Annotated in this window: 11 protein-coding genes, 3 other RNA genes and 1 pseudogene; 5 read left to right on the top strand and 10 right to left on the bottom strand. The window is 48.4% G+C overall.

Going from position 1 to position 11,949, the window contains the following annotated elements; all coding sequences use genetic code 11:
• The 3 genes and pseudogenes from oadA to ACLD4K_RS21310 form a co-directional block, all read right to left on the bottom strand.
• Positions 1-1,684 (bottom strand): sodium-extruding oxaloacetate decarboxylase subunit alpha (gene oadA / locus ACLD4K_RS21320; RefSeq protein WP_411012468.1); only part of this gene is annotated, 1,684 nt, incomplete at its 3' end.
• Positions 1,685-1,699: 15 nt separating this feature from the next.
• A complete protein-coding gene (locus ACLD4K_RS21315) occupies positions 1,700-1,948 on the bottom strand; it encodes an oxaloacetate decarboxylase subunit gamma (RefSeq protein WP_001089087.1) in 249 nt (82 codons plus the stop codon).
• Between the two features lie 49 nt (positions 1,949-1,997).
• Positions 1,998-2,888, bottom strand: a pseudogene (locus ACLD4K_RS21310) (SLC13 family permease); the annotation flags it as partial.
• Positions 2,889-3,090: 202 nt separating this feature from the next.
• Here ACLD4K_RS21310 and ACLD4K_RS21305 point away from each other — a divergent pair.
• Positions 3,091-4,074, top strand: coding sequence for a LysR family transcriptional regulator (locus tag ACLD4K_RS21305; protein ID WP_411012467.1), 984 nt, complete (start codon positions 3,091-3,093; stop codon positions 4,072-4,074).
• Here ACLD4K_RS21305 and ACLD4K_RS21300 read toward each other — a convergent pair whose 3' ends face one another.
• A complete protein-coding gene (locus tag ACLD4K_RS21300) occupies positions 4,075-4,965 on the bottom strand; it encodes a LysR family transcriptional regulator (protein ID WP_411012466.1) in 891 nt (296 codons plus the stop codon). It lies immediately after the preceding gene.
• A 129-nt stretch (positions 4,966-5,094) separates the two neighbouring features.
• On the opposite strand from ACLD4K_RS21300, the gene ACLD4K_RS21295 reads away from it, so the two are divergent.
• Together ACLD4K_RS21295 and ACLD4K_RS21290 are read left to right on the top strand one after the other, a co-directional pair.
• Complete coding sequence (locus ACLD4K_RS21295) at positions 5,095-5,940, top strand: fumarate hydratase (protein WP_000086831.1); 846 nt, start codon at positions 5,095-5,097, stop codon at positions 5,938-5,940.
• A 14-nt stretch (positions 5,941-5,954) separates the two neighbouring features.
• Positions 5,955-6,500, top strand: coding sequence for a FumA C-terminus/TtdB family hydratase beta subunit (locus tag ACLD4K_RS21290; RefSeq protein ID WP_000970374.1), 546 nt, complete (start codon positions 5,955-5,957; stop codon positions 6,498-6,500).
• A gap of 93 nt (positions 6,501-6,593) precedes the next feature.
• Here the strand turns inward: ACLD4K_RS21290 and aroG are convergent, their stop codons facing one another.
• Complete coding sequence (aroG, locus tag ACLD4K_RS21285) at positions 6,594-7,646, bottom strand: 3-deoxy-7-phosphoheptulonate synthase AroG (RefSeq protein ID WP_109147407.1); 1,053 nt, start codon at positions 7,644-7,646, stop codon at positions 6,594-6,596.
• Between the two features lie 319 nt (positions 7,647-7,965).
• Here aroG and ACLD4K_RS21280 point away from each other — a divergent pair, with 319 nt between their 5' ends.
• On the top strand, positions 7,966-8,352 hold the full coding sequence (locus ACLD4K_RS21280) for a YbgS-like family protein (protein ID WP_000784380.1): 387 nt from the start codon (positions 7,966-7,968) through the stop codon (positions 8,350-8,352).
• Between the two features lie 119 nt (positions 8,353-8,471).
• The gene (zitB, locus tag ACLD4K_RS21275) at positions 8,472-9,410 is read left to right on the top strand and encodes a CDF family zinc transporter ZitB (protein ID WP_411012465.1); all 939 of its coding nucleotides are present in this window, start codon (positions 8,472-8,474) and stop codon (positions 9,408-9,410) included.
• Here the strand turns inward: zitB and pnuC are convergent.
• The 5 genes from pnuC to ACLD4K_RS21250 form a co-directional block, all read right to left on the bottom strand.
• Positions 9,407-10,126 carry a nicotinamide riboside transporter PnuC gene (gene pnuC / locus ACLD4K_RS21270; RefSeq protein WP_000345367.1) on the bottom strand — a complete coding sequence of 240 codons (720 nt, stop codon included), beginning with the start codon at positions 10,124-10,126 and terminating at the stop codon, positions 9,407-9,409. The two genes, zitB and pnuC, sit on opposite strands and share 4 nt — an antisense overlap.
• A 24-nt stretch (positions 10,127-10,150) precedes the next feature.
• Positions 10,151-11,194: a quinolinate synthase NadA gene (gene nadA, locus ACLD4K_RS21265; protein WP_000115351.1), complete on the bottom strand. Its 1,044-nt coding sequence runs from the start codon at positions 11,192-11,194 to the stop codon at positions 10,151-10,153.
• Positions 11,195-11,487: 293 nt separating this feature from the next.
• Positions 11,488-11,615: non-coding RNA, RtT sRNA (locus tag ACLD4K_RS21260), on the bottom strand.
• A 29-nt stretch (positions 11,616-11,644) separates the two neighbouring features.
• A non-coding RNA gene (locus tag ACLD4K_RS21255) (RtT sRNA) lies at positions 11,645-11,770 on the bottom strand.
• Between the two features lie 29 nt (positions 11,771-11,799).
• Positions 11,800-11,949, bottom strand: a non-coding RNA gene (locus ACLD4K_RS21250) — RtT sRNA; the annotation flags it as partial.

The following is an 11,949-nucleotide window of genomic DNA, read 5'->3' as shown; positions in this document are numbered from 1 at the left end:
CGCGGATTTCGGTTTCCATCTTCATGGCTTCCAGAATCAGCAGCACGTCGCCTTCCGCCACCGTCTGGCCCTCGGTGGCAATCACCTTCCAGATGTTGCCCGCCAGCGGCGCGGTGACCGGGGTGCCGGCGCCTGCCGGGGCGGCAGCCTGAACCGGTGCGGAAGACGGGGTGGCAGCAGTGAGCTGGCTGATATCGCCGCCGTCGCTGACTTTGACCACAAAGGCTTTGCCCTCCACTTCCACGGTGTAGATACCGGAGGCGGCAGGCTTCTCTGCTTTTGCCACCGGCTGCGCGGCTTCCGCCTGCGGTACCGGCTCAAACGCCGCCGGGTTGTGGCGGTTCTCAAGGAACTTGAGGCCGATTTGCGGGAACAGCGCCACGGTGAGTACGTCGTCGATGGCGTTTTCCGCAAGGGTAATTCCCTTCTCCTGCGCCTGGCGCTTCACGTCGGCTTCCAGTTCAGCCAGTTCCGGTTTCAGCAGGTCCGCCGGGCGGCAGGTCACCGGAGCGCCCCCTTCCAGCACGCGGGCCTGTAACGCGGCGTTCACCGGCACCGGGGTGTGGCCGTATTCGCCTTTCAGAATGCCGGCGGTTTCTTTGGCGATGGTTTTGTAGCGCTCGCCGGTCAGGACGTTGAGCACCGCCTGGGTGCCGACAATCTGTGAAGTCGGAGTGACCAGCGGAATAAAGCCGAGGTCCTCGCGCACGCGGGGGATTTCCGCCAGCACTTCGTCCAGACGGTGAGCGGCGTTCTGCTGCTTCAGCTGGCCTTCCAGGTTGGTGAGCATCCCGCCCGGCACCTGGGCCACCAGAATGCGGCTGTCGTAGCCTTTCAGCTGGCCTTCAAAGGCGTGGTATTTCTTGCGCACCTCGCGGAAGTACGCGGCGATGCTCTCCAGCTTCAGGATATCCAGCCCTGTGTCGTGCTCAGTACCTGCCAACGTCGCCACCAGCGCCTCGGTGGCCGGGTGGCCGTAGGTGGCGCTCATGGAGGAGATAGCGGTATCCACGCCGTCGACGCCCGCCTCGATAGCCTTCAGCAGCGCCATCTCCGCCATGCCGGTGGTGGCATGACAGTGCAGGTGCAGGCGCACCTCAAAACGTTTTTTGATTTCGCTGACCAGCTCATACGCCGCCATCGGCGTGAGAATGCCGGACATATCCTTGATGGCAATCGAGTCAACACCGGTTTCCAGCAGTTGTTCGGTTAAGTCCAGCCAGGTCTGCAGCGTGTGTGCCGGGCTGGTGGTATACGAGAGCGTGCCCTGGGCGTGGGCGCCGTGGCTGCGCACCGCCTGCAGGGCGGCTTTCATATTGCGCGGGTCGTTCATGGCATCGAAGACACGGAACACGTCCATGCCGTTTTTCACCGCGCGTTCGACGAAGCGTTCCACCACGTCATCGGCGTAATGGCGATAACCGAGCAGGTTCTGGCCGCGCAGCAGCATCTGCAGCGGGGTTTTGGGCATGGCTTTTTTGAGCTCGCGCAGGCGCAGCCACGGGTCTTCGCCGAGAAAGCGGATACAGGCGTCAAAGGTGGCGCCGCCCCAGCATTCGAGGGAACCGTAGCCCACGTCGTCGAGCTGAGCGGCAATCGGCAGCATATCGTCAAGGCGCAGGCGGGTGGCGAACAGGGACTGGTGGGCGTCACGCAGGACGACGTCGGTAATGGCAATGGTCATGGATTCCTCCGTAAATTAAGGGTTAAGGCGGCGATGGTGGTGGATAGCGGCGGCAATCACCGGCTTGAGGCGGGCAAAGTCGTCAGCGGGCGCGGCGGCGGCAGGTGCCGCCTTCGGTACTGGGACCGGTTCAGGGAAGAAACGGTTGACGGCGGCGGACATGCCGCGGATGGCGAAAATCAGCAGGAACAGAAACGCCAGCACGAACCCCATGCCGAGGAACATCAGAGTGAAGCCTTCACCTAATAGCACCGAACTATTCATAATAAAGTCTCAAATTTAATAATCTAAAATAGAAAAGTAATATCAGGCATTAATAGAAGGGATAAAATACCGGTAGTAAAATCATACTAACGATAAAACAAACCAAACTAATCGCCAATCCGGGTTTTAAGAAATCTTTAAATTTAACATTCCCCGGGCCAATAATCATTGAGTTTGCTGGAATAGCCATTGGGGTACAAACAGCAACACTACTCGCAATAAAAACAGCAATAACAACTGCACGAGGGTCTGCGCCAATAGATTGTGCGATAGTCCATCCTACCGGGCATAACAACGTACATGCTGCAGTGTTACTCATTACTTGAGTCAAAGCCCATGTAAGTATCCACAATGACGCCATAATAATCATAACGCCAGAATCTCCGGTTACTGAAATAACGGCATTAGCAATCATTTCTCCAGCACCAGTAGAATTAAGCGCGGCTCCTAAAGGCATCATAAACGCAAGCATGAAAACAGTTAGCGTTTCAAAAGAATTAAAAGTTTCCTTTTGTGTTAAAACGCCAGCAAATACAAGAACAATAGCCGCACAACACGCAATAATATGCATTGGAGGCAGAAACTTAATATAATCAGTTGCCACCATTCCAGCGATAGACAGAATAAAAACGGCTAAAGTTAAATTTCTATGCCAGGCCGGAATTTGGCTATAATCCATTTGAGAATCAGATTGTGTATTTCCATCACGATCTGCGATGAGTTTTGAACCGAAGAAATAGAGAAATATAGAGCATGCAATCAGCAAAGGAATACCAATTTTAGCGTATTCGAAAAATGGCACCGACAGACTTCCCTTACTAAAAGTTTCAATAGTATTTTTAGCAATCAGATTTCCTGGCGAACCGATAATAGAAATGTCAGCACCGATTGTTGCCCCAAAAACCAGAGGCATAAGAAGTTTAATAGGCTTAATATTATTAGGGTACAAAAACAACTCATTACAGTCATGAATACAACTGCAACAAGCATAAATCACATGTTATACTAAAATTACATCTAATTAATTTCTATTGAGAAAGAATACACTCACATAAATAACAACACTTACCCGACAAAGGCATAACATATTCTTACTGCTTTTGTTTCTGTTTAATCAAATAATTTCCTCTTAAAATCTGTCTGTGTATAATGCTACTTATATAAATGAAACTCATCCAATGCTAATAAGGTTGCAGCTTATGCAATATCGGCATCACCTCGAACTAACATGGCTCGAAGACTGTCTGGCTCTAAAAGAAACGTTGAATTTCTCAAAAGCGTCTGCCTCAAGATATGTGACTCAACCCACATTTAGTCGTCGGATACAATCTCTCGAAGAATGGGTGGGTACGCCCCTTTTTGAAAGAAGTAAACGGGGAGTCACCCTTACCAAGGCCAGAGAAGTATTTACAGACCAGATTCCCGAACTGATCCACTCCTTGTACACATTGAAAAGTGATACCCTTGAGGCCGCAGGTAATAAACAACCTAGCCTTGTTTTTTCAGCAACGCATGCTTTGTCTTTCTCTTTTGTACCACATTTGTTAAAACAAAGTGATAAAATTGCAAAATTTGGTTCATTTCGTCTTTTATCTGACTCATTGAATGCGTGCGAAAAAATGATGCGGCAGGGAGATTCACAATTTTTGCTGTGTCACCATCACCCACATATGCATCTAAATTTAAATAAAAATAACTTTATGAACATTCGTCTTGGGTTTGATACATTAATTCCATTCAGTAAACCAGACTCAGAAACGTTAAAACCGTTGTGGAATATAAATAATAAGACTCAATTCCCTTACCTTTCTTTTTCATCACAATCAGGTCTGGGAAGAATAATAGCAAATACAGCGTCTATTAACAGAATTACCCATAATATAAATGTTGCCTTTGTGGCCGATCTGGCAGCAACACTATTGGCAATGGTCAGATCTGGCGATGGTGTTGCCTGGATACCTCAAAGCCTTGCCAGGCAAGATATAGAGGCTAAAACTATTGTTACTGCAGCGGAAAAAGAAAGCAATTTATGGGTACCCATAGAAATAAGACTTTATAGACCAGCCAAGAGAATGCCTCCAGATGCCGAAGAGCTATGGGAAATTTTTGTTGAAGAACAAATATAATTATTTAATTGTAAAATGTTCTTTAATATAATCCTCAATGAATTTAATTAACGCTCTGGTTGCATATGATAAATATTTATCTTTCTTCCAGGCCAAACCAATCGTAACATAAGTCGGCTCAGTCATGGCCTTGGTTATTACTTTTTCGGCTTTAAGATCGACAGCGTCCAAAATGAAAGAAATTCCTTCATTTTTAGCAACCAGATCTATGTTGGTTTGAATCCTGTTTGATGATAGAAAAATATGTGTATGAATTCCTCGCTTTGTACATTCTTCAATAATCGTTTTTCTATGCCAGGAATCTTTTTTCATTAGTATCAATGGCTCATATTGTAGATCTTCCCAATCGATACTATCCTTTTTTGCAAGAGGATGTTTATCTGACATACATACCACGTGCTGCTGAGTCATTAATGGTACCGTAACTAATTCTTTTGGACAGTCATTAATAATAACAATAGCAAGATCCAGCTCTCCAGCAGAAAGTTTATCATGTAAACCAAAAGTCCCCTCTTCAACAAGAGAGAGTTCCATCTCTGGATAAATCTCTCGGAAATGCTTGAAGAGCGGTGAAAAAAGAAACAAACTTATCATCGGTGGGATCCCCAAAGTTACTATGCCACCATTTTCATTACGATAATCTTTCATTTCCGCTACGCTATTTTTTAACGCAATAAGGATAGGTTCAATTTTTTGTAAGAAAAACATGCCCTCCTCAGTAAGGACAAGTTTATTTTTCTTTCTATCAAATAATGTCACCCCTAATTCATTCTCTAACTTCTTAATAGCAATGGTGATATTAGGTTGAGAAACAAAATGCCGCTCAGCAACTCTGGTTAAGTTACCTAACAAAGAAGCGCTTACAAAATATTCTAATTGTCTAATTTCCATCTATTTTCCACTACTATAAATAAAATTTATCATTTAATAAAAATAACATATTTCCTTCCTACAATGAATACGAATATCATGAAAATGTGATCAATGGATAAAACAATGCAACATAGCACTGGAGGGAGTATGAGTCGTATATTAAATACAGAAATTATCATTCCGGTTATCGAAAAACTTGTAAAAAAAGCTTGTTATGAACTGGATGATAATCTCATGTGTTCTTTTCGTAAAGCATATGATAAAGAAGAGTCAAAGATCGGCAAGGAAACCATTAAGATATTAATTGATAATGGAGAGTATGCAAAAAAAGAACAACTTGCATGCTGCCATGATACCGGCACTTGTATCGTTATAATGGAAATTGGACAACATGTATGCTGGGAAGGTAAGCCGCTTAAAGATCAGGTGAACCAGGGTGTTCGCCAGGGCTATGAAAATGGATACTTAAGAAAATCCATGGTTGCAGATCCATTAGAACGTATTAATACTAATGATAATACTCCTGCAATTTTACATACTGAAATTGTTGATGGTGACCGAGTGACAATTACCGTTATGCCAAAGGGCGGCGGTAGCGAAAATATGGGAACTTTTAAAACATTGCTTCCCGGCGATGGTATTGATGGTATAAAAGATTTTGTTCTGGAAACTGTCCGTCGTGTAGGAGGTAATCCATGCCCTCCTTATATTATTGGTATCGGCGTTGGCGGTACAATGGATCACTGTTCGTGGATGGCGAAGAAAGCATTATTACGCCCTCTTGGTGAGTTCAATGCTAAACCACTTTATGCCCAGCTCGAAGCTGAATTATTAGAGGCCGTGAATAATACAGGGATCGGCCCTTTAGGTATGGGCGGGCGTATTACGGCGTTAGGCGTGCATGTCGATTACTATCCTTGCCATATCACTGCACTGCCAGTCGCAATCAATTTCCAATGTAATGCAAGCCGCCACGCTAGTGAAATCATTTAATACCTGGAGAAGCTATGATGGAATTAACATTACCATTGACTAAAGAGAAAGCGAAAACTCTTAAGGTCGGCGATATATTATTTCTCACTGGATTTGCTTACACCTGCCGTGACGCCGCGCATAAAAAAATCGAAGTAGCGCTTAGTAACGGAGAAAAATCACCAGTCGATTTTCAAAACCAAACGATTTACTATGCTGGCCCCTGCCCTGCCAGACCTGGTTTACCTATTGGCTCCAACGGTCCTACAACGGCCGCGCGTATGGACCCATTTGTAGAAATGATGTTTCAACAAGGGGCAACTGCGTTTCTTGGCAAAGGCGATCGTGCTGATTATGTCGCTGAGCTTTGTAAAAAATACGGTGGGGTTTCGCTACTCGGGATTGGAGGAGCGTCTGCAATTAATACAAAACATGTTAAATCAGTAGAAATTGTTGCCTACGAAGAATTAGGAACAGAATCCATTAAGAAGTTATATTTTGACCGCTATAGAGTCATTGTAGGAATTGATTCGGAAGGAAATACTCTCCAGAAGCAGGAAGTACCCAAGTACGCCAAATAATAATACATTAATATTGGCAATATCGGTCCGGTAGGCTGTTACCGGACCGATATGTTTTCTATCCTGCACTTCACCACAGGATAGAAACTAAACTTAGCCGCGACGGGCTTTTACCGCTGCCGACAACTGACGAAGCAGCGCATCGGTATCTTCCCAGCCAATACAGGCGTCAGTAATGCTTTTACCGTAGGTCAGCGGCTGACCGCTTTCCAGACTCTGGTTGCCTTCTACCAGATGACTCTCTACCATCACGCCAATAATCGCTTTTTCACCGCCCGCTATCTGCTGGCAGACATCGGCGCAAACCTCCATCTGCTTTTGAAATTGCTTACAGGAGTTGGCATGGCTGAAATCGATCATGACCTGCGGCGTCAGTCCCGCTTTGATGAGGCCTTCTTTCACCTCAGCAACATGTTGCGCGCTATAGTTTGGCGCTTTACCGCCGCGCAGAATGATATGGCAGTCGCCGTTGCCGCTGGTATTCACAATCGCCGAATGACCCCATTTAGTGACGGAGAGGAAGCAATGCGGCGCGCCGGCGGCGTTGATGGCGTCAATGGCGACTTTAATCGTGCCATCAGTACCATTTTTAAAACCGACCGGACAAGAGAGGCCAGACGCCAGTTCGCGATGAACCTGGGATTCAGTAGTCCGCGCGCCAATGGCGCCCCAGCTCATCAGATCGGCCAGATATTGCGGCGTGATCATATCGAGGAATTCGCCGGCGGCAGGCAGGCCGCTGTCGTTAATATCCAGCAGCAGTTTGCGCGCAATACGCAGACCGTCGTTAATCTGGAAGCTGTTATCCATGTGCGGATCGTTAATCAGCCCTTTCCAGCCGACGGTGGTACGCGGTTTCTCAAAATAGACGCGCATGACAATTTCAAGCTCGCCTTGAAGCTCATCGCGTAACGCCAGCAAACGGGCGGCATACTCTTTCGCCGCTACCGGATCATGAATTGAACAAGGACCAATCACCACCAGCAGACGATCGTCATTGCCTTTGAGAATTTTATGGATGGCTTTGCGCGCGTGAGCAACGGTATTTGCTGCATTTTCCGTGGCGGGAAACTTTTCCAGCAGCGCGACCGGAGGTAATAACTCGTTGATTTCTTTAATGCGTAAATCGTCGTTCTGATAATTCATGTTTATTCCAGTGTTGCCGTACTTATCCCAATGAATGCAATCCCTCCAATCTATCTCTTCAATTAAATAGTGTAAACGGGCTTTTACACTTTGAACGGAATAATCCTGGAATTCAGGAAAAAAACGCACAAATGTAGCGAAAAATGGGATCTAACCTACACTTTTTAACTGTAACCACTCTGTTTATGAATTATTGCAAGATTCTCTGCTGCGTTAACCCGCGGCGGCGAACGTTTTTTATCCCTTATTTGAGGATTTGACTGACACGTGCACTGTTGGAAGAGGTTATCCGACATATCCACCATAACAGGAGCATCTTATGAAAATGACAAAACTGACTACGCTTTTACTCACCGCTACCCTCGGCCTTGCCAGCGGCGCAGCGTTAGCTGCTGAATCTAACGCGCAATCCAGTAATGGCCAAGCGAACTCGGCGGCAAATGCCGGTCAGGTTGCCCCGGACGCCCGCCAGAATGTAGCGCCGAATGATGTGAATAACAATGACATCAATACCAACGGCAATACTAACAGCACGATGCAGCATCCAGACGGTTCAACCATGAATCATGACGGAATGACCAAGGATGAAGAGCATAAAAATACCATGTGTAAAGACGGTCGCTGCCCGGATATTAATAAAAAAGTGGAAACCGGTAATGGCGTCAATAATGACGTGAATACCAAAACCGACGGTACCACACAGTAATGCAGAAAATGCAGAAAAAAGTCTGATAACGGGAGAGCTTTCGCTCTCCTTTTTATTTTGTCAGCGAAAAATCAGTATGATGTCTACAGTATTGATGAGAATAACAAAGGAATGACGTTATGGCGCACTCACACTCTCATGCCGATTCACACCTGCCGAAAGATAATAATGCTCATCGCCTGCTTTTCGCCTTTATCGTCACTGCCGGATTTATGCTCCTTGAGGTGGTGGGCGGGATACTCTCCGGCTCTCTGGCGTTGTTGGCGGATGCGGGACATATGCTCACCGACGCGGCGGCCCTTCTCTTTGCGCTGCTGGCGGTTCAATTTTCCCGTCGTCCCCCGACTGTTCGCCACACTTTTGGCTGGCTAAGACTCACCACACTGGCGGCTTTTGTGAATGCCATTGCGTTGGTGGTCATTACCCTTCTCATTGTCTGGGAAGCGATAGAGCGCTTTTACACGCCACGTCCGGTGGCGGGCAATCTGATGATGGTGATTGCGGTTGCGGGTCTGCTGGCGAACCTGTTTGCGTTCTGGATTCTCCATCGGGGAAGCGATGAAAAAAACCTGAACGTGCGCGCTGCCGCGCTACATGTGATGGGCGATTTGCTGGGTTCCGTCGGCGCAATAGTCGCCGCGTTGATCATTATCTGGACGGGCTGGACGCCAGCGGACCCGATTCTCTCTATTCTGGTTTCGGTACTGGTGTTACGCAGCGCCTGGCGTTTGTTAAAAGATAGCGTCAACGAATTGCTGGAAGGTGCGCCGGTTTCGCTGGATATTCATGCCTTACAGCGCCATTTAAGCCGGGAAATCCCCGAAGTCCGCAACGTACACCATGTGCATGTCTGGATGGTCGGCGAAAAACCGATCATGACATTGCACGCTCAGGTCATTCCGCCACACGACCATGATGCGCTGCTGGAACGTATCCAGGATTTTCTGATGCACGAATACCATATTGCGCACGCTACGATTCAGATGGAGTATCAAGTGTGTCACGGCCCGGACTGTCATCTGAATCAGACGCCATCCGGGCATGTTCATCACCATTAACGGGAAAGCGCGCGCGATCCTCGCTCCCGCGCGCTGTTTATCCACAGGCGGCTACCGTTCACGGCGATAAATGTCAGGATCAGATATTCCAGCGACATCGCATAGACGCCCTGCAAAGCAAAAATCACCACACTGATCACGTTGATTACCACCCACAGGAGCCAGTTTTCGACATATTTGCGTGTCATCAGAATCATCGCCGCGATAGACAGAACCATCATGCAAGAGTCCCAGAACGGGAAAGCGTCCGGTTGCAGTACAGGCATTGTCACCTGTAACCCCAGCATCTGCATAATGGCGACGGCCACGCGCGTCAGGACGGCGAATACGGGATCGATATATCGCGTCATCAAACCGATAGCTATCACACATATCGCCAGCCATGCCATTGCTTTTGGCAACGGCAGCCAGCGGATTTTAAGCTCGGCTTGATTATCCTTTGTTTGCCGCGACCACGCATACCAGCCATAAATATTGGCGGCAAAGAAAAAGAGTTGCAGCAACAGGCTGGCATAAAGCTGGATCTGAAAGAAAATAATCGCAAACAGGGTGACGTTAACCAGTCCAAAAAAGTAGTTGCTGATCTTCTCCAGACTGGCGAGCCAAATACAGAGCAGGCCGGCGATGGTTCCTACCGCTTCGATCCACGAAAGATCGTACCCGCCAGCGCCAATCGGAATATGAATCAGTATGTTGTGCGTACTAAAAAAATCCATTCTCTCCCCCAAAGATTTCCGCCTTTACGCCCGAAGTGTAGTCGCAAAATCCAGCATCCGGTTGAGGGGAAGTAATGCGCCCTCGCGTAGCGCCGCATCAACCTGTATTTCATGCGCCGCGCCTCCCTGCTCCAGCCCTTCAGCAATGGCTTTCAGGCCATTCATCGCCATCCACGGACAGTGCGCGCAGCTACGGCAGGTCGCCCCCTCGCCAGCCGTGGGCGCTTCAAGCAGCTCTTTTTCAGGCACCGCCTGCTGCATTTTGTAGAAGATGCCGCGATCGGTCGCCACGATAAGCTGTCTGTGCGGCAGCGTTTTTGCCGCCTTAATAAGCTGACTGGTGGAGCCCACCGCATCGGCCATTTCGACAATGGACTGCGGCGATTCAGGGTGAACCAGAAGAGCGGCATCGGGATAGATTTTTTTTAAACGGGTCAACGCCTGGGTTTTAAACTCGTCATGCACGATACACGCCCCTTGCCAACACAGTACATCGGCCCCGGTCTGTTTTTGCACGTAATTCCCCAGGTGTCTGTCCGGCGCCCAGATAATTTTTTCCCCCAAACTATCCAGATGCTCAATCAGTTCTACGGCGATACTGGAGGTCACAACCCAGTCCGCACGCGCTTTAACAGCAGCCGAGGTGTTAGCATAGACCACTACGGTTCTGTCAGGGTGCGCATCACAAAAAGCGCTAAATTCGTCTATTGGGCAGCCTAAATCCAGCGAACATTCCGCCGCCAGGGTAGGCATAAGAATGGTTTTTTCTGGGCTGAGGATTTTGGCGGTTTCCCCCATAAACCGTACGCCCGCTACCAGTAACGTGGATGCGGCGTGCTTCGCGCCGAAACGGGCCATTTCCAGCGAGTCGGAAATACAGCCGCCGGTTTCTTCTGCCAACTGTTGAATTTCCGGATCGGTGTAGTAGTGCGCCACCATCACCGCATCCCGTTCGCTGAGGAGTCGTTTGATTTTCTCACGATAAAATTGCTTTTCATCGTCGTTCAACGGCGTTGGTTTCGGCGGGAACGGGTAGATTGCGGCTTGTGGGTCAAACATTACGCTCATCATGCTTCTCGTTTTACTGGCTTAACGAAACAACCAAATGAAAGCGTAATAAACGCCGCAATCGGTTAATTTGTTTTATATGCTAAACAAGATAGCTGATTCAACAAGGAAAGTCACAATAATTACGTAGCCCCGTATCTGATGGCGACGTAACGTCTTATCTGGCCTACGTGAGCGGTGCCGTCTGTAGGCCTGATAAGCGCAGCGCATCAGGCAAGACCCGAACCTGCGGCAGGTTCGAATCTTCCATATTGCAGATAGCAAAAAGGCGCCGCCAGCGCCCTCTTTTACATTGGTGGGTCGTGCAGGATGACTCGGCTTCGCCTCGCCCTACGGGCCGTTGCCGTAAACGGCTCCGTTGTCTCACTGCGTTCGACCCGAACCTGCGGCAGGTGCGAATCTTCCATATCGCAGATAGCAAAAAAGCGCCTTTAGGGCGCTTTTTTACACTGGTGGGTCGTGCAGGATGACTCGCTTCGCTCGCCCTTCGGGCCGTCGCCGCAAGCGGCTCCGTTGTCTCACTGCGTGAGACCCGAACCTGCGGCAGGTTCGAATCTTCCATATCGCAGATAGCAAAAAGGCGCCTTTAGGGCGCCTTTTTACACTGGTGGGTCGTGCAGGATGACTCGGCTTCGCCTCGCCCTACGGGCCGTTGCTGACGCAACGTTATCCTTCACGTTCAACATCTGAGTTTGATGTTAAATTGGTGGGTCGTGCAGGATTCGAACCTGCGACCAATTGATTAAAAGTCAACT

This window comes from Salmonella sp. 741265055_HSA, from assembly GCF_046569525.1.
In the GTDB taxonomy this organism is placed as follows: domain Bacteria; phylum Pseudomonadota; class Gammaproteobacteria; order Enterobacterales; family Enterobacteriaceae; genus Salmonella; species Salmonella enterica.
Note: the sequence above shows the minus strand (reverse complement) of the source record. Positions and strands in the feature narration are given on the sequence as shown.